Origin of the sequence: Mariniflexile sp. HMF6888, assembly GCF_044335535.1 — a bacterium.
Lineage (GTDB): Bacteria > Bacteroidota > Bacteroidia > Flavobacteriales > Flavobacteriaceae > Mariniflexile.
On the sequence record NZ_JBIQVZ010000016.1, the window covers coordinates 1 to 19,295 of the forward strand.

At 37.8% G+C, this 19,295-nt stretch carries 11 protein-coding genes; 1 reads left to right on the top strand and 10 read right to left on the bottom strand.

What is annotated here, in order from left to right; genetic code table 11:
* Window positions 1-39 precede the first annotated feature (39 nt).
* Window positions 40-1,566 carry an aldehyde dehydrogenase (NADP(+)) gene (locus ACGLWY_RS18325; protein WP_396621129.1) on the bottom strand — a complete coding sequence of 509 codons (1,527 nt, stop codon included), beginning with the start codon at window positions 1,564-1,566 and terminating at the stop codon, window positions 40-42.
* Window positions 1,567-1,569: 3 nt separating this feature from the next.
* Window positions 1,570-2,484 carry a dihydrodipicolinate synthase family protein gene (locus ACGLWY_RS18330; RefSeq protein WP_396621130.1) on the bottom strand — a complete coding sequence of 305 codons (915 nt, stop codon included), beginning with the start codon at window positions 2,482-2,484 and terminating at the stop codon, window positions 1,570-1,572.
* A 385-nt stretch (window positions 2,485-2,869) separates the two neighbouring features.
* Between ACGLWY_RS18330 and ACGLWY_RS18335 the strand changes: the two genes are divergently transcribed.
* A complete protein-coding gene (locus ACGLWY_RS18335) occupies window positions 2,870-3,715 on the top strand; it encodes an AraC family transcriptional regulator (RefSeq protein WP_396621131.1) in 846 nt (281 codons plus the stop codon).
* Between the two features lie 15 nt (window positions 3,716-3,730).
* On the opposite strand, the gene ACGLWY_RS18340 is transcribed toward ACGLWY_RS18335, so the two are convergent.
* The 8 genes from ACGLWY_RS18340 to ACGLWY_RS18375 form a co-directional block, all read right to left on the bottom strand.
* Window positions 3,731-3,925: a DUF6055 domain-containing protein gene (locus ACGLWY_RS18340; protein ID WP_396621132.1), complete on the bottom strand. Its 195-nt coding sequence runs from the start codon at window positions 3,923-3,925 to the stop codon at window positions 3,731-3,733.
* Window positions 3,926-4,113: 188 nt separating this feature from the next.
* Complete coding sequence (locus ACGLWY_RS18345) at window positions 4,114-5,865, bottom strand: RagB/SusD family nutrient uptake outer membrane protein (protein ID WP_396621133.1); 1,752 nt, start codon at window positions 5,863-5,865, stop codon at window positions 4,114-4,116.
* 32 nt (window positions 5,866-5,897) lie between these two features.
* Window positions 5,898-9,056 (bottom strand): SusC/RagA family TonB-linked outer membrane protein, encoded by a 3,159-nt coding sequence (locus ACGLWY_RS18350; protein ID WP_396621134.1) that lies wholly within the window; start codon window positions 9,054-9,056, stop codon window positions 5,898-5,900.
* A 20-nt stretch (window positions 9,057-9,076) separates the two neighbouring features.
* Window positions 9,077-10,543, bottom strand: coding sequence for a fasciclin domain-containing protein (locus ACGLWY_RS18355; RefSeq protein ID WP_396621135.1), 1,467 nt, complete (start codon window positions 10,541-10,543; stop codon window positions 9,077-9,079).
* A 36-nt stretch (window positions 10,544-10,579) separates the two neighbouring features.
* Window positions 10,580-12,259, bottom strand: a complete 1,680-nt coding sequence (locus ACGLWY_RS18360) for a fasciclin domain-containing protein (protein WP_396621136.1) — start codon at window positions 12,257-12,259, stop codon at window positions 10,580-10,582.
* 11 nt (window positions 12,260-12,270) lie between these two features.
* Window positions 12,271-13,761, bottom strand: coding sequence for a RagB/SusD family nutrient uptake outer membrane protein (locus tag ACGLWY_RS18365; protein WP_396621137.1), 1,491 nt, complete (start codon window positions 13,759-13,761; stop codon window positions 12,271-12,273).
* Window positions 13,762-13,774: 13 nt separating this feature from the next.
* Window positions 13,775-17,059 carry a SusC/RagA family TonB-linked outer membrane protein gene (locus ACGLWY_RS18370; RefSeq protein ID WP_396621138.1) on the bottom strand — a complete coding sequence of 1,095 codons (3,285 nt, stop codon included), beginning with the start codon at window positions 17,057-17,059 and terminating at the stop codon, window positions 13,775-13,777.
* 1 nt (window position 17,060) lies between these two features.
* Window positions 17,061-19,295, bottom strand: coding sequence for a fasciclin domain-containing protein (locus ACGLWY_RS18375; RefSeq protein WP_396621139.1), 2,235 nt, complete (start codon window positions 19,293-19,295; stop codon window positions 17,061-17,063).

Here is a 19,295-nt window from a genome sequence, read left to right on the forward strand (position 1 = left end):
CTTATCTCTTATCTATTGTCTATTGTCTTGTCTCTCTTTTCAACTTTTTAACGATTCAGGAAGTAATTCCTTAGGGAACGACTGGTAACTTATTGGCCTAACCCATCTTTTTATGGCATGCGTTCCTACCGATGTGTATTTGGGATTTGATGATGCAGGGTAAGGACCTCCATGATGCATAGAAGGACAAACTTCTACACCTGTTGGCACACCATTAAAAATAACACGACCAACACGATTAGCTAAAGCATCGGCTATATCTTCTAAATTAGAAATATCGCTTTCTTCCGCTATTATTGTTCCTGTTAATTGGCCTTCCAAAGCTTCAATTATTTCAATCAATTGTGCTTCATCCTTACTTTTTACAACCAGAGAAAACGGACCAAAAACTTCTTGGTGGATTTTAGGGTTTGTTAGAAAGTCTGCTCCCGAAACCGTCACAATTTGTGAGGCAGCAAAATTATCCTTTAAATCACCTTCAATTTTAGCCACAGTTTCTACACCTTCTTGGGCAGTAACACTGGCACTATTTTTATCAAATCCTACTTTAATGTTAGGATGCAACATGCATTGGGCTTCAATAGCAATTGTTTTTTTAGCTAAATCTTCAACAAAAGCATCGGTTTTATGACTTGCAATGGTTAATAATAATCCCGGATTGGTACAAAATTGCCCCGTTCCTAAAGTAATGGAGCCTGCATACGTACTAGCAATAGCTTCACTGCGAGCTTCAATAGCTTTTGGTGTAATAACCACAGGGTTTACACTACCCATTTCGGCATAAACAGGAATGGGTTCTTCACGTTTTGAAGCCGCATCCATAATAGCCCTACCTGCTCCAAAGCTTCCCGTAAAGCCAACTGCTTTGATTTTCGGGTGGTTAATCAATGCTGAACCAACCACAGGACCACGACCAAAAAGATGTGAAAACACACCATTTGGCATGCCTGTTTTTTCGGCAGCTTTAATAATGGCAGTAGCTACCAATTCAGATGTACCAGAATGCATTTCATGTGCTTTTACAATAACAGGACATCCTGCTGCTAAGGCACTAGCAGTGTCACCACCAGCAGTAGAAAAAGCAAAGGGGAAATTACTTGCTCCAAATACGACGACAGGTCCCATGGGAATAACTGTTTTTCTTAAATCGTCTTTAGGTAACGGCGTTCTATCGGGTATGGCGGCGTCAAACGTACTAGCCTTCCAATCTTCATTTGAAATTAAGTCCGCAAACGATTTTAATTGCATGATGGTTCTCCCTCGTTCACCTATGGCTCGCCCTTCAGGTAAGCCAGATTCCGTTGTATAGGCATCGATTAATTCTTGGTCTAAGGCTAAAATTTCATCTGCAATGGCATTTAAAAATTCAGCTCTTTGTTTTCCCGTTACTTTTCTAAATGCTTTAAAAGCCTGCGTAGCTAGTTGAACAGCTTCCTCAATTTCTTCGGGATGTGCTTCAAAAAAGGCTACTGGATTTTCAATATTTAGCTTGGGATTTATAGTTTTGTGACTAATACTTCCTTTTGCACTGGGTTTGTTTCCAATATAATTTTTGCCTGTAATCATTATTTATTTTAAGTTTTTGTAATCTGGTAATATAGGTCTGCTTTTCATAGCTTTTTCAATGATGCCTAAAACACGTTCTCTTTCCACACCTTGTAAAGGTAATCTGGGTGCTCTTACGTTTTCAGTTCCTATGCCAGTAGCAACTTCTGCTAATTTAATATTTTGTACTAATTGTGGACTGATATCTAATTCCAATAATGGCATAAACCAACTATAGATCTCCATAGCTTCTTTAATTTTCCCAACCTTTACAAGTTCGTAAATTGCTACTGTTTCTGCGGGATAAGCGCATACCAATCCTGCGACCCATCCATCGGCACCAATGACTAAACTCTCCAAACCAAGTGTATCAACCCCTGTAAAAACTTTATAGCGATTCCCGAATTTATTCTTTAAACGAATGACATTGGTAATGTCTCTAGTTGATTCTTTTATGGCTTGAATGTTTTCACAAACCGCCATGTCTTCAAACATATCCAAAGTTACTTCAATTTTATAATCTATAGGATTATTATAAATCATAATAGGCAACGACGTACTATTTGCAATGGCTTTAAAGTAGGTTACGGTTTCAAAATCTGTTGCTTTATAACGCATAGGAGGCAAAACCATTAAGCCATGAGCGCCAACAGATTCAGCATGTCTAGCAACAGCAATGGCATCTGTAGTACTTTGCTCTGCTATATTAATAATTACAGGAATTTTACCGTCTGTAATTAACAATGTCTCTTTAATTAAAACCTCCTTTTCATTTTGTGTAAGTGTACTTGCTTCACCCAGTGTACCTCCAAGAATAATTCCATGTACACCTGATTCCATTTGAGCTTTAATGTTTTTTTCAAACATAAAAAGATCTAATTTATCGTCACTCGTAAACTTAGTGGTGACTGCTGGCATAACGCCTTCCCATTTTATCATTTAATATATAATTTTAGAAATACAAATTTAAACCTTGCCATAAAAAAATTTATTACAATTATTAGCCTATTGTAATACTATATTACCCTACAAATAGGTTTGTTTTTGTTTTTTTAGTAATATTAGCAAAAAACTAGCTATGCAGTTATGAAACATCCATGCTAAAAACGCTTTTAACAGACAGGAGCATGATTATGGATGTAACATCTGACGGAAGAGTTATGAATTATGAGTTATGAGTTTTGAATTATGGGTTAAGAGTCTAACCAAGGGTTAAGATTAAAATAACAAAAAGAACCCTTAGAACCAGTATGAGTTCCCTTTGTTAAGTCCCTCCTTCGGAGGGGTTGGGGAGGCTTGGGGTTAGGGGGCTAAATATAAACAGATGAAAGTACTTCCATTTAAAATTCCGAAACCTGAAAATGAGGCATTAGTTTATCAAGAAGAACACTTAAGTGTATTATATGATCAGTTTCACCAACATAGTGAAATACAAATTAGCTATGTTGAACAAGGTGCAGGCACATTGCTAGTTGGAGACACTATTAGTGATTTTATGCCGAACGATATTTTAGTGTTGGGTGGCTATGTACCCCATGTGTTTAGAAGTGATATTAACTTCTCTGAAATAACAGATGTTTATACTTTATTTTTTGATAAAAATTCATTTGGTAAAGACTTTTTTGGACTCGCTGACTTTGAAAGCTTTCATGATTTCTTTAATCAATCCGAATATGGCATAAGGGTTTTATCAAGAAAAAAGAAACTTATTAAACAGTTTCATAAGTTAAAGCATCAAAACAAGGTACAACGTATAGCCACACTTATAAAAATTATAGACCATATCATTAAGGCTGAAAAAATAGCACTTTCCTCATTTGTTTATAAAAAGAAATATACAGATGACGAGGGAAAGCGTATGAATGATGTGTTTAATTATGCTATGGAAAATTATTTCGAACCTATAACCTTAGAAGAGATTTCAGAAATAGCGAATATGAGTAAAAATGCTTTTTGCCGCTATTTTAAAAAACGTACAAACAAAACATTTTTTCAGTTTTTAATAGAAATAAGAATTGAAAATGCCTGTAAACTTATCCATAATTACCCAGATTATTCTATTTCGTACATTTCAGAACAATGTGGTTTTCAAAATACGGCAAATTTCAATAGAAAATTTAAAGAAATTAAAGGTGTTACTCCATCACATTATAGACTGGAAAGGTTTTAAGAGACTATTTAAGTTTTATCCTTTGGCTCTTTTATATGCCTTTTTCTGCCATACTCCAGCTATTTTTCGGTCATAGTGCTCTGGTATTAATGCCCCTCTCCAAAGTTTTCCTAAAAAATCTATATCATGTTTTTCTTTCCAATATTCCTGTAAATACATGGATTGGTATCTAATATCTTCATGCGAAAGGTTTTTATGAATATTATCCAATAAATAAGGCTGTTCACCTACACTATACTCTGTTCAATTCACTAATAGCGGTATATTATGTCCGTTTTTTTTACATAAATCCCATTAATTTTAAAGTTTTTTAAACGCTAAGCAAGCGTGAAAATGAAAAAACCCTAAAACTTCTTGAAGTTTTAGGGTTTTAACATTATTATAAATTAAACTATTATTTATTCTTCTTTGTTCCAAACAAATGGTAGATACCAGTTACTGGTACTCATAAGTTTACTACGTACCTCACCTGCGTTTGGATTACCATCTTTATCTAATTTATCGTAAACTTTATCGGCTAAAAAAGCAGGATCATTACGACGTAGAGCCACGCGTAATAAATCCCCCCAACGGTTTCCTTCGTAAGCCAGCTCTAAAGCACTTTCTTTAACCAAGTTATTTTCAATAGATATTAGACTGTCTCCTATAATTTCCGCACGCTCAACATAAGCACGTCCACGCAATCCTGTATTACGATACCAGTCTCCTCTAAAAAATGGAAAGTCGCCCTGTCTAGCATCAAAATCGTATGGAAATGGTTGGTGGGTTTGCTCAATATCGGTTACATCGGTAACGCCTTCAACGGTATAAGCATTTTGAATTCCAAAATTAAGAAGTGCATCGGCAATTTTATGCTGATTATCGCGATTTGCTGCTTCTGCATATCTTAAATGCAATGTAGCAGCACGGTATAAAAACCAATCGCCTCCAGTTTGAAAGACATCAATAGGCAATTGTGTGTCTGAGTCAAGATACTTAAATAAGTACTTCATAATTACAGGTTGCCCACTAATTATGTTATATGAAAACTTAGGACCACGGGCATCGTAAGGAAACCCATTTCTTTGTACTTGATTATCCCAAAGGTCCATGGCTTCCTGCGAAGGTTTCACTAAATAATCTCCTCCCTGATTAGAGAACAACTCTACAAACGGATTTTGGGGTGCAAAATTACTATTGAAAGGTAAAGACCAAATCCACTCTGTATTCCACAAAGCATCTTTTTCCCTGGCAAACATCGAACGCCAACCCTGTGTATTATTATTAACTAAGGCTAGTGCATCTTGTTCCATATATCTAATGTAACCTACTGCCAAATCATCGTTACTTGCTATTTCAGCCCATTTAACCCGGTAAACATCATAACGTTCAGAATCACTACCACTACTACTAGCTGTTTCCATCACTGTCTTATAATGTGCTGCTGCTTGCGTATAGTTGTTAGCCCATAAGTTTAAATCTCCTAGTAAACATTCTTTATTAATGAAAAATTTTGCCGTATTATACCCATCTACATCAATTACCAACGTACTATTGGCGCTATAAGTACTGGTATATGGTAGAGACTCTGTGAAGTCTACCAATTCATTAATAAGAGCTGTTAACGATAGTCTAGGATACAGCTTTTCATTTTGAGCATCATCAACATTAGCTATCGGCTCCGTAATATAAGGCACTTCGCCATAATGTATTCCTAATTGCAGATACAACCAGCTACGGAGGGTTCCAATATCGGAATAACGCTCATTAAACTCGCCCTGGTCCATTTTGTTTTCCTCGGCCATGATCTTAAAATTCTTAAGGGCATCATTACAGTTGTTGATGACCTCGTAAAAATCTTTAGGATTTGCGTAAGGGTTATCTTTGGTCACCGCATGTTCGTTAATCTGCTGCAAATACATATCGGCATTGTCCGTCGGACTCATAAGGTCTGCCCTTAGCTCGTTAAGTACAACGTATTTTTTTGCCAGCCCCATAAACTTACCGTAAATACCTACTACAGCAGCATCGGCATCGAAAACATCACGATATACCTGATCGCTGTTTAATTTATCTTTAGGTTCTATATCCAGATAATCTTGGCAAGAGGTTAGTCCAAAAAGTGCAACAAAGACTCCTAATGCGACTTTATTTCTAGTTATTTTTATCATTGTCTTCATGTTTTTCTCTAAAATTAATTTCATTACAATCCTAAGCGTAATCCTAATTGAACGGTCATAAACTGTGGAATAAGACCAATGTCTGCTCCTTGTCCGAAAATAGAAGACGTCGCACTAAACTCCGGATCGAATCCTAAATAATCGGTTATCGTAAACAAGTTATTACCACTTGCGTATAATTTTAAATACTTCACAAGATTAGACTTCAGAGCAACATCATAAGACACCATTAATGTTTTTAGTCTTAAATAAGACCCATCTTCAATCCAACGACTAGAGAACGATGCATTCCCCATAGGGTCTCCCCAGGTGGCTTTAGGAATTGAAGTTTCCTGACCTTCAGCAACCCAACGGTTGTTAATCGCAATACTTTGGTTATCGTAAGTGCTCATAGACTCTAAGCTACGACGCACCCCATTATAAATATCGTTACCAACCGAGAAATTGAACAAGCCTGTAATAGTAAACCTTTTAAGTGTTAGGTTAGCATTGATACTTCCTGTTAAATCCGGATTCGGATTACCAATAATTTTACGGTCGTTTTCATCGATAATTTTATCACCATTAAGGTCTTCAAAAATCACATCACCGCCTCCAAATGGCACTAAAGTTCCATTATCCAAACGGCGTGATAAACCATCGGCATTGGCCTGAGCTGTTGTACTGTAAACACCATTTGCCTGATAGCCATAGAATAAGTTAGCATCCAGACCTTCGTACGTAATATAAGTTGCCCCTCCAAAGTTTGTTATGATGCGCTCGTTGGGAATATTTAAAACTTCGTTTTCATAAGCCCCTAAATTCACACCTAGATCGAACTGTACATCTGCCGTATTAATAAGTCTACTGTTAAGTCCTAAATCGAAACCTTTTGTACGCATACTACCGCTGTTGGTTACCATATAGTCAAAACCAGAAGTTGTATTGGTTGACTGGTAAGTAATCATGTCGGTGGTTTTGTTAGAATACACATCGAAAGTAGCATTAAGACGTTCTTTAAATAAAGCCACATCTAATCCTAAGTTGAATTTAGTAACCGTCTCGTGTTTAAGATCCGGATTACCAATATTTCCCCTAACCAAACCTTGCATTCCTAAAAGGTTTTGGGATACGTATAATTGTTGTGCCGTATAGTTTCCTATATCGTCATTACCACTTACCCCTGCAGATGCTCTAAGTTTTAAAAAATCGATAACATGGGCACTTTTCAAGAAGTTTTCTGAAGAAATCAACCAAGCTACTGAAACTGACCCCATTGGTGCAAAGTGTACCGTTTCACCAAAACGGCTAGACCCGTCGTAAGCTGTATTTAGGGTTATAAAATACTTGCTTACGTAGCTGTAATCGAAACTCAAATAATTGTTAAACCATTTCCAATCGCCTAACTGACCACCTACATATCTTAACAGGTTGCTCCCCGATCCTACTGTAGTAAAATCATCGGTTGCTGAGTTATATCCCAAACCTAAGTCACTTTCAGATTCGTTAGACTGGGTACGAGAACCAATACGAACATCAAAATTATGTTTGAAATCTATACTCTTGGTATAAGATAAAGAAGCGTCGGTGAATAATGAATAATATCGTTGTACTTCACTACCACTACGGTTACCGGCAATTGCTGTTGGTAAGGTAATATCGGCTACACCAAAATCTGGAATAAAGAAACGCTCGCGCTCTTTATTGTAAGTTAACCCAATGATTAAGTTTGCTTTAAAAGCGTCACTAATAGTGTAATCGAAATTTAAGTTTCCTGAAAAACGGTAGTTTTTATTGACACCAAACCCATTTTCTATAATAGCCAAAGGGTTGCCAATGTTAAATATATCTACATCAGCTAAATTAGGCGACACATCGCCTTGGGCATCTATTACATTTACCGCAGTAAATGGTGATTTAGTAAGCGCTAAGTGCAAAGGGCTGGTTTTATAAGCAGGTCCTTGATCATAAAGATTTTCTTCATTAAAGATGAATGATAAGTTCGCATCAACAGATAATTTATCTGTTAAACGTAACGCTGCATTTAATCGAGTGCTGTAACGTTTTAAATTGGAATCTCCTACGACACCTTCATTATTAAGAAACCCAACAGATATACCATATTTGGCTATATCGTCCCCTCCCCTGATCTTTAAAAAGTAGTTTTGGTTGATACTGCTTTTAAACACTTTATCTTGCCAGTTGGTGACATTATGGTACGGATAATAATTTTCGCTTTGCGGATTATCATTCATCCAGGGCATGCTGGCTATTTGCTGTTGGCTATCGCCTCGAGATGCCATTAACTGGGATAGATATGGCCTGAACTCCCAAGGACGCATCACAGGTAATTGCTTTGGATCTTCGTTTATCCCACTATACATGGTAAAGTCAATTTTTGTACTTAACTCCGTTGGGCGTGTTGTTGTAATGAGAATTACACCATTGGCTCCTTTCACTCCATAGATTGAAGAGCCGTCTTTTAATACGGTAATATCTTCAATATCTTTAACATCAATTATGGACAAAGGTGAAGAACTATTGTACTGAAGAATTCCAGAACCATAATCTTCATCGTCGTACACCATACCATCTACAATAATTAATGGTTTGTTGGTTGCATAAAGTGAATTAAATCCTCTTAAGGTTAAATACGCTCCGGCTCCAGGCACGCCTGATTTCCCTACACTGTTAAGTCCAGCGACGCGTCCTTGTAAAAAGTTTCCAATAGACTGGTTAACAGGATTTCCCCATTGGTCTTTGTTTAAATCTATAACATTGGATGCTTTAGAATTTGTGTATTGTAACTGTTCTTTACCCGGCAACGTAGCGGTTTGATAAAACTGAGAATAATCGTCTTCGAAAAGATTAATTTCCAAGCCACTTTCTCTATTGTTTAAAGGTACAACTTTGCCTTGGTACCCTTCCGCACTTAACATCAATAATACGTTTAAATGAGGAGCTTTAATAGAGAAATTTCCTTGATCGTCTGAAATGGCTGCAGAAAAATCTTTTACCGTAACATTGATTCCCGGAATTCCTTTTCCTGTTTTAGCATTCTTTATGAGGCCTTTGATTTCTATACCTTTACTGGTTTGGGCACTTACAGCGTTAGAGTCTGAGTCTTGCGCATACAGGTTAACTGAAGTCCCACCAAATAACAGTATACATAGTAGACCGGTTAGTTTAAATATTTTGAACATAATAGTTGGTTTAAAAGACATTATTTAATAACTGGTACTAGTTTAATATAATCTAAGGTTAATGTATTCACGCCATTGCTTCCTGAGTTGGCTGCAATTAGCGAGATTAGCTCATTATTCCTGCTGCCAAGTTGGTCAATATAAAATTCACCTATATATATTTCGTCATAAACATTGGGTGCCACATCGGTATAAGCTAGTGTAGCTATTTCATTTACAACTTCCCCCATTTCATTAAACCCACCTCCAATACGCAAACGTTGCTGAAAGGTATTAGATTGGATATCGTTTATAGCTCGCCAGTACACTTTGTAGGTCGTACTGTAAAGATTGCTCGCACCATAATAAATTGAAAATAGCGGCACCCCATGGTTCTGTACCATAATGTCTTTAAACATAACACCATCCAAATCTTCTTTTTCTCTGTAATAGGTATTCGCTCTTTTATCTCCTTGGCTAAACCCGTGTGGTTTTTCGCCTTCAATTAGTGTGGTTACCAAGCGTGTTTCTAAAGGCACATCCATACTTCCCATCACATAAAGTACCCCATTACTTAAAGGCACTTCTTCTACAATATTATCTTTATCAATTGGCACTTTTACACCAAATCGGGACACTAAAGTATCTGGCAGATTTTCTTTTGCTACCGATTTATGAAACGCAAAATCCCTAGTGTTAAAATAACTTGCGTAGGTCGTGGTTGAATCGGCATTACTTTTTATTAAATAAGGCTCTAACTTCCCGACTTCGGTATTAAACGCATCATCTTCCAATAAAAAGAAGGTGTATTTATTACGTTCGTTATTTAAGTTATACACATTTTTAAGGTATGAATTTGATAGGGAATCTGAATATATACCCGGGTTTTCCTCTGCTGTTGCCTTAGCAATACTATCTGACTGATAAATATTGAATTCATCCAACGATAATAAATACGTACTCATAGCATTGCTACCGTTCATACTTTTTATGTATTCCCATATATTTAATCGTGGCACAAGTGCATTGTTTACTATGTGGTAAATTCCATTGGACGTATATTGGTCTGCAGTAACCACCGAAGCGCCGTCCATGACCGAACCATTAATAAATTCAAGATATTTACTGGAAAGCATTTGTACCGTAACGGTGTCTTGGGTAGATACCGAACCAAAAGCGGTAAGCGCCAAATGATTGCTTACGAAACGCTTTTTGCTTTCTAAACTCCCCAGTTCGTTTGCTGGAACGGCTGCCATGGCCTCGTTTGTTGGCGCCCAAACCGTATAGGTCTTGGAGTTGGCCAAAACCTTATCGAAACCTGTTTCGGTTAATAGCTTACCAAATTCTGAGGTTTCAGAAATACTGGTAAGGCGCTCTGCTAAATTCTGTTTTAAATTCTCGTCTGAACTCTTGGTATGGTCATCCCATGGATCGGAACATGAAACGACTGCCAAAAGCGATAAACTTGCTAAAATAGCTTTAGAATATTTGTTTATTGATATCTTCATCCTTATTGGATTAGTTTAATTAATAGTCTTTATTTTTTACTCGTAGATCAGTCCGTCTCCACCGGCTTCAAACTTCGGATATAACTGATCCATGTCTACCGGTCTAAACTCCACCACATCAAACCAACTGTTACCTCCGGCATAGGCCAAAGATTGCAACCTGAATTTGTGTCTTCCTGTCGTTTCTACATTGATAACTCCTAACAGTCTACAGTTATATCTAGACGTAAAAGGTGAAATATGACGTTTGTATCCTTGTGACTCTAAAACACGTTCCGGTGTACTACTATCTCCGTATTCCTGCATGTTAAAGGTCCTTGCAAGCTGCGTGTCATTAAAGTATGCTCTTACTGAATTAGGAGCTCTACCATTTTGACGCCAAGAAATCCATACTTTATATTGCCCTTTAATAACTACAGGGGTATTGAATTCTATATTATTAATATAACCATCACGTAAACGAAGTATGTCCAACACATCGCCATGCCATCCTGGTCTGCTGGAACTACCCAGGTCGAAACAAGAATAGGTTACACTCGGTGAGCCTTCCCAAGTTACATCGGCTAATTCAGCATCGCTTAATGAAGCCCACATACCTGGCACTCTAAACACCGAACTCAATTGTCTGAATTCAGGCTGATCGGCTAAGTCAAAATACACCGGTGCCGGTAAACGCTTTTTGATAAAGTAATTTTCTTTAACCACGTGTACAACTCCGTTAGAGGTTGTTTCATCACTAGACGCTCTATCAATTTCAAAACCTTTTTCAAGGACTCCATTAAAGGTTTCTTCATTAATCAAAAGCGTATCTGCGGCCAATTTTATACTAATAACCTCTAAAGGTGCTTTAGTAAGCAAAGCAGGTGTTACCGCTAAATCGGCCAAGTAATTTAAACCTGGTGATATTCGGTAAGCAGCGAACAGGTTTAAGCTGTCTGCAGGATTCATTGGGTCTCCCAAATGGCTGTAACGTGCTTTTAAATCTTCTAAATCATTAAAACCCGCTTCTTCAAAAACCGCATTGGTCTGTGCTATAACACTTAAGTAAGACGGTACACTATCTACGTAAGTAATGGGGCGATCTAGTTCTTCATACCAACCGGTGGCTTTCATGACCTCTGTAAACAGAGATAAAGAAGGATCTGCCTCAATAGTCTCGGCTATAGTCTTAGTTGCAACTCTAAGCACCTTATCGATCTCATGTATTACACCATTTCCAACCTCAATATTGGAAGTGCTGATTTTTGCTGATTTATTTACCGTTATACTGGAACCATCGGTACTGTTTACTGCTCCGGTTATTAAAAACTGGCCTTGCATACTAGGCGTCGCAATTTTACCGTCAGTAAATGAGGTCGTCAAAACTTGTTGTTCAAGAATATGTAGTTTTGCTAATTCCTGCAAGTCTTCAAGAGGTACAGCGTCTAAAGTACCCACGCCTAAATCGCTCATATAAGCCTCAACCGCTGCATTGGTTGGCAAGAACAAGGTATAGGTTCCGTAGGTATTCATAAAAGAGGCGTAATCGGTAATATCTAAAATCTGAAGGAAAAGCGAATACCGATCGGTATTGGCTCTTAAAAACTCTGTGATATTCAAGGTCTCATCGGTTGACTCTTTAAACTTTTCATCTGAACAGTTATATAAAACTGTAACCGTAAAAAGGGCCAGACACACAAATCGTAACACACTAGGTAATTTGAATATATTTTTCATGACACAATTTTTTATTTGTAAAACGGATTTTGCACAAGGGCTTTATTGGTATACAGCTCATACTCGTAAATAGGTAAATAGTGGCTGTTGGGATCCTTAAGTTTTGCTACGATACTTTGTTGCTGGTTTGCCGGTGCTGTTTGAATAGCAATCCCTAAGATAATATCTATATAAGCGTAATTATCTTTTCTGGCATTTCGTAAGACATCAAACCATCGTTTGCCTTCAAAAGCCAGTTCTCGGGCTCTTTCAGCTAAAATATACATACGAACTCCATTTTTATCGGCTCCGCTAACTTCTTCTTTAGTTAAGTCGATTGCTAATCGAGATTCTCGAATCTCTTCTATAATCACTAAGGCTTCATCGCCGCGATCCAATTCGTTAAGGGCTTCAGCCTTCATTAGCAATACATCTGCATAGCGGTATACAAACCAATGTGTGTCTGAGTCTTCATTAGCTTTACGCTGATTTTCATTCAGACCTGTGAACTTGTAAATTTCATTGGTTCCCGGTACTAATGAGGCGCGCTCACCACGAACATCTTTATTTTCTGGGTCTTCAAAATCCAATCCAAAAACATCTTCCAGTACACCTGCATCTGCTAAATACTGTGGACGTTGTAAAAAGATAGAGTAAAAAGGTCCTCTGTTTTCCGGTGTATATTGAAATTCAAAAATACTTTCGCTAGAATTTCCTCTAGCAAACACGGTGGTAAACCATGATGCACTACCCGGAACTAGTTCATAACCTGCCGGTGAACTAATAACGGCATCGGCAGCTATTAAAGCATTCGCATAATCTTCTTGCCATAAGTACACATCGGCTAACATGGCATTGATAGCATCTTTAGTAATACGCCCTTTATTTGATGGGATGTCTCCATAATCTTCCACGGCAGTGTTTAAAGCCGTTGTTAAATCGGTAACCACTTGATCGAAAATCACTTCCTGAGTTGATGTTGGAATTTGAAAATTATCATCATCCGATAAGGTGGCTTCTAATTTTAAAGGCACATCCCTAAAGGTTCTGGCCAATGTAAAATACAGGTACGCTCTTACCGCTAATGCTTCAGATAAATATTGGTCTAACTGCTCTTGGGTAAAGGTTGGATCTAAAGCCAATACACCAGGTGCTAGATCAATTACCGTATTACAATAATTGATTACCGTGTAAAATGTTCCCCAAGAAGCTACAGTATTAGAAGGCAAAATATTAGAGGTTATTATATCTATTTGGTCGTTACTAGAAACTATTCCAGCACCTACCATACCGCCTCTAAGTTCGCCGTACATAAAACTGTATTCAGCTATGGTTCTTCCAGACCCCGGTGTCTTCAATAATCCGGAATAGATACCTATAACAGCGGCCTGCACATCTTCTTTTGTTTTCCAGAATTCTTCACGAACCGTTCCGTTTTCTGGTTGTAAATCTAGATAACTGTCGCAAGACTGTAGCAGCACTACAACAATTAACACTAGTTTATATATTATTTTATTTCGCATGTTGAATTAGTTTTTAAAATCTGGTTCTTAATCCTAAAGTGAAACGTCTCGTTGGTGGTGTACGTGAATTATCGATGGCTATTCCAAAAGGTCCATCGCTTGTTTTTAAGTTTTGCTCGGGGTCCTGACCACGGTACTTGGTAAAAGTATAAATGTTATCGGCCGTGAAATACAGGCTTAAATCGTCTAGTTTTAAACTCTTTAAAAAGTTCTTACCGAAATTATAGCTAAAGGTAGCCGATCTGAATCTTAAGAAAGAGGCATCCTCGACATAACGGCTGGACCCTAACCAGTTGTAACCTCCTCTATAAATAGCACGAGGTATATTGGTTACATCTCCTGGGTTTCTCCATCTAGACAATACCGCTGTACTTTGGTTATCGAAACCGTACATATTTGTGGTAATCATATCGGTACCATTAATAATATCGTAATCCAAACGGTAGGTAAAGAATAACTGCAACTTAAATTGCTTGTTGTAAGAGAACGACGGACCAAAACCTCCGATGAATTTAGGGTTACTGTTTCCTAAGTACACGATATCTCTACTGTCTATATTTCCATCTTTATTAATATCCTCGTAAATGGCATCTCCGGGCTGGAATGTATAATCTATGTTAGGATAATTAAATCTCATATACACTTCCTGACCGTTAGGACCTACTATAACGTTTCCGTTGGCATCAACAGCTTTGGTCGATTCTAAGTCTGGATAAACCCCTTTGAATTTATAACCGTAAAACGATCCAAATGGGTTATCTACCTGTAAGAAACGTTTGTACTCTCCGTTGCGGTCTATGTTTCCGCTTTCATTTGGATAAAACTCTGAAATCTCACGAATTATGTTTTCGTTTCTTGAAATATTGAAGTTGAAATCTATCGTCCACTTATCATTTTTAAACGGGGTGGTATACAAACCTATTTCCCAACCTTGGTTATCTAATACTCCCACATTTTGGTCTGACAAACTTGGGTAACCTGAAATGGTTGTGATGTCTATATTTTCAAATAAAAGATCTTTGGTTCTGTTTTGATAAAGATCGATGTCCATCATCACGCGTTTATCAAACAACTGAATATTGAACCCTAAGTTTTTACCGGTTAAGGTTTCCCAACGCAAGTTGTTTAATTGTATGTTGGCTGGATACACCCCATTTTGACCTAAATATTCCGTAGAATAATTTCTGTAATAATTAAAATAACGGTAATCAAAACGTGGTGCACGACCCGATTGCCCTAAACTGGCTCGTACACTAAGGTCGTCTACCCAGTCTAAGTGCTCCATAAATTTCTCTCCTGATACTCTCCAACGTGTCGAGATGGAAGGGAATAAAGCATAACGGTTATCTGGTCCAAACTTAGAATTACCGTCAGCACGAAGACCAACATTAATTAAATACTTGTCGTCGTAACCATATTGCGCATTAATTAACGCCCCGACATTTCTAGACTGCCCATTATAATTATTCAACTCTAATTCTGAATTCTGAGTTCTCGAAGGCACTGAAGGGTCTGTTAACAATGACGACGCTGTATTTGAAGTTAAAGCCTCGTGCGTTTCAACACGTGTGTCGCTAGACTGAAACGATAAAATAGACTGTAAACTATGTTTTTCACCCAATTGTGGCGTATAAATAAAATTGGTTTTCGTAGTAATTCCAATTACATCTATATCGGAATCTGAAGCACGGTTTACCACCGTTTCGGTAAATGGTCTACCCGTTGCATTTTGAGGCAAGAATGATTTCGCTTTAGTACTGTTAAAATCATACTGAATATCAAACGTCGAAATTAAACGATCTGGAACCAAATCTACCTTCAAATTAAAGTGAGGTACAATACGCTCTCCTATTTGATTATTGGTTGCAAATTCTGCCATGGCAACTGGGTTATAAGTTCCTGGATACTGCCCCTGAATATTTGATGATGGAGAAAAATAGTTTGGTGTAATATCTCCTAAATCATCGTATTCATAAATACTCATGTTTGGCATTTTTCTATAAGCTACACTTCTCAATAAATCATAATCTTTTCGATCAAATGAATTAACATAGTTTCTATCGGTATCTGTATGTGTATACGAGATATCAGCTTTAAAACGAATACGGTCTGACACCACATAATCCAAGTTTAAACGCCCATTAATACGTTCAAAACCAGTCCCTTTGGTAACTCCTTTAGAATTGTAATATCCTACAGAAGAATAATAACGTGCACGTTCACCCCCACCCTGAAGTGAAATATTGTGCTCTCCAGTAAGTCCGGTCTGTGTAATGGCATCAACCCAATCGGTATTGTTTCCGTAGTTTTTATAATAGTATACTTCCTGTGGATCATACTGAAATTCTCTTAAAAGTGAAGGAAGCGGTGTTCCTGTACGGTTCATATAGGCCTCGGGGATCAATTGCGAATACTGGTCACCACTTAACATAGGAATCGTATTTGGCATCTTTTGAACGGTACCTGTAAACGAGTAGCCTATTTTAGGCGACCCTACCGCACCACGTTTGGTATTAATAATTAATACCCCACTCGCTGCGCGTGCCCCCCACATGGCGGTTGCAGCTGCATCTTTTAAAATGGTGATACTCTCGATATCGGCTGGTGCCACATTTAAAAGCGCTGCATACCCTTGCTGGTCGGCAGTACCAAAATTAAAATCTTCTGGAATAGAGGTTTCATAAGGCATCCCGTCTACAACAATTAAAGGATCTGAAGAGCCCGTAATAGACGATGTACCACGTATACGGATTTGCATTCCGGCTCCTGGATCTCCCGAATTGGCGGTAATATCAACCCCAGGCACACGCCCTTGAAGCGCTTCATCAATCGATGCGGCCTGCGTATTTTGTAAATCACTGGCTTTAACGGTTACCACACTGGTAGTTAAATTACGGTCGGCAATGTTTAAAAGTCCATCATCAGAGCCTTTTGAACCCGTAATAATGATTTCATCCAAACCTTCAATCTTTTCTACCATCTCTACAGTAAAATTTCTTTTACTGCCTATTTCAAACACTTGTGTGGTGTATCCTATGGTTGAGATGACTAATTTATTGTTGGTACTCTTTATACGAATGGCGAAGTTCCCGTCAAAATCGGCAACAACTCCCGTTATGGTTCTGTTTTCGGCATCCTGTTCTATTATGGTTGCTCCCAAAATTGGTTCTTTTGTTCCTGCATCGATAACTTGACCTCTTACCACTTGTTCCGAAGCTTGTCCAGACAGTTGGAATGATGTAAAGAAAATCAACACAAAAGAAAAACTATAAAGTAAGTTGGTTATATTATATTTCATTTTATTCCGTGTATAAAAGATAATTATCTACTAAGTGAATCAGTGTACGGTCGGCTAAATGATTACTTTCTAAAGGAATGTAGTTAGCGATTCTATTACCTGTATCAACAAAGCTTAGATCACCAAGACCGGAAACGATATTCACATAGGTTTTCTCTCCAAACTCAGTTTTAAGTAGTGTTTCTGTTAATCCGTTAATTAATCCATCATCGGAGGCCGTACGTGTAGCTAAGAAATGATACTTAACAAAAGTGGCTATACCTTCTCTCACTATATCGTTAGCCGGAACAAAGTTGGGATCTCCGGTTACGGCATCTCCTGGCAATACACCATCCATTACAGCTTGTCTAATGGCATCATTACTAGGAATAACAAAAGTATACGGCGTTCCTAATTCTATACCATCGATGGCACCTGATGCCTCATCATAAAGTCCTGAACTCTTTAAAAACTCATAGAAATATGTGTACTGCGAGCCTGCTTCGGCTGCTAGGGCTGCCAAATCCACACCCTGAAATTCTTCACTGAACTCTAAGATATTATCGACATAATAAGTGCGGCCATTTCTTTGGTCTTCATATCCTAAAATATTCACACGATTATCCAATACTTCATTACCCGCGGCAAATACCTGATTATTGTCCCACTTGATATATTCGCCCGGTAAATCGAAATCTCCCGATCTGATAATCCCTGAACCCGAAAGGTCATTCAATTCCATATTAGGTGTTGGCACAATACCATTGTATAACACCCTGGCTATTCTGGCTCTGGCCAAACTACCACGAACTTCATTGCCTGTTTCTGGCGATACATAAACCCACTCTGATCGGTTGATATCATAATCAAATCCTAAGTTCATCAATACGTCATCAGAAGGTAGAAACAAGGTATAGTTACTGTAAATATTACTCGCAATTTCGCGGTATCCGGAACCATCATTAAACAAACGGGTTGCTAATGTAAACGCAGGATCTAAATACGCCGAGGTATAAACACTGTAGAATAAATTGGACTCCTGGACCTTACTGGTACCGAAAAAGAATCCGTTACTTAAAAGTTTGGCCTCTATAACATCGGTATCCATATCAATACGGATATCTTCTTCCAAGGCATTGCTGTAGCCAGCAACTTTTGAAGGCCAAACGGCGGCTTGTATCATATGTGCATTAAAGAAATCTTCAAAAACATATTTGGGAAGTTTATCTAAAGCTGAATAGTTTTTCAATAAAACCTCATCCACAAATACCTGTAGGGCAGTGTTATCGGGAACGATTAAGGTATAGGCATCACTTTGTCCATCATTATCTGTAGCCTTTAAGAAATTCTCATTGTTTGGTGAGAATGATAAAGCAGGATCGTAAACCTTAACGTAAACTTCATCAGACTTACGTGTGTAGTTTTGATAGGTTGTTGTGGCTTCCTGATCGAAAACATAATTAACCAGATTATCTTCCAGTAAAGACCTGAATAAACTGTAATTTGGACTTTCTTCTAATTTTTGATCCAAATTTAGCGGTGGCAACGACACTTTGCTTACCTCATGAATAATGCCGTTTTCTGCAACGATATCGGCCTGGACAACCTCTGAACCCAATACATTGAATCCTGTATACGTAGAGCTTGGGAAAAAGAAATTATAATCATAACTGCCTAAGGTAGCTGCATTCATATATTCTTCGGTAAAATAAGTAATATACTTATTGTTGTTATCCCCTGAGATGTAATAATCACCTCCCTCAACATTATTGCGGTTAGATCCGACAACAACCATAGGGGTGCCATCTACAACTTTGTTCTGAAAGCCATCGTAATAGGCCGTTCTGCGCCTAAAGGCCATATCTTCTTCCCAACCTATATTTGATTGGTAATCAGAAAGCCTTTCGGTACGGAAAGCATTATAAATTAGAGCATATTTAACAATTTTTGATGCGGTCAACGAGTCTATACCCGAAACATCTGCGATACCTTGTTCCTGAAAATAATTTTCAAAAGCGGCATCGTTTGGTGCCATCATGGTCCAGTAGCCTGCTTTGCCAAGAATATCTTTATAACCCGCAACTTCAATAAGTTTGATTAGGTTTTGGAAATTCCCTGCAGCTTCAAGCTGTTGGTAAATAGGGGGCTCAAGATTATCTGGTCTTGCGTAGTACTCATCTACTTCTTTTTTGCTACAATTAGCAAGAAAAAAGATAAGCGGTGAAAATAGCAAATAATAGCATATTATTTTCTTCAT

Excerpts from the sequence above, each read along its gene's own strand:
- ACGLWY_RS18325 (WP_396621129.1), bottom strand. The coding sequence starts at position 1,566 with ATGATTACAGGCAAAAATTATATTGGAAACAAACCCAGTGCAAAAGGA.
- ACGLWY_RS18330 (WP_396621130.1), bottom strand. The coding sequence starts at position 2,484 with ATGATAAAATGGGAAGGCGTTATGCCAGCAGTCACCACTAAGTTTACG.
- ACGLWY_RS18335 (WP_396621131.1), top strand. The coding sequence starts at position 2,870 with ATGAAAGTACTTCCATTTAAAATTCCGAAACCTGAAAATGAGGCATTA.
- ACGLWY_RS18345 (WP_396621133.1), bottom strand. The coding sequence starts at position 5,865 with ATGATAAAAATAACTAGAAATAAAGTCGCATTAGGAGTCTTTGTTGCA.
- ACGLWY_RS18350 (WP_396621134.1), bottom strand. The coding sequence starts at position 9,056 with ATGTTCAAAATATTTAAACTAACCGGTCTACTATGTATACTGTTATTT.
- ACGLWY_RS18355 (WP_396621135.1), bottom strand. The coding sequence starts at position 10,543 with ATGAAGATATCAATAAACAAATATTCTAAAGCTATTTTAGCAAGTTTA.
- ACGLWY_RS18360 (WP_396621136.1), bottom strand. The coding sequence starts at position 12,259 with ATGAAAAATATATTCAAATTACCTAGTGTGTTACGATTTGTGTGTCTG.
- ACGLWY_RS18365 (WP_396621137.1), bottom strand. The coding sequence starts at position 13,761 with ATGCGAAATAAAATAATATATAAACTAGTGTTAATTGTTGTAGTGCTG.
- ACGLWY_RS18370 (WP_396621138.1), bottom strand. The coding sequence starts at position 17,059 with ATGAAATATAATATAACCAACTTACTTTATAGTTTTTCTTTTGTGTTG.
- ACGLWY_RS18375 (WP_396621139.1), bottom strand. The coding sequence starts at position 19,295 with ATGAAGAAAATAATATGCTATTATTTGCTATTTTCACCGCTTATCTTT.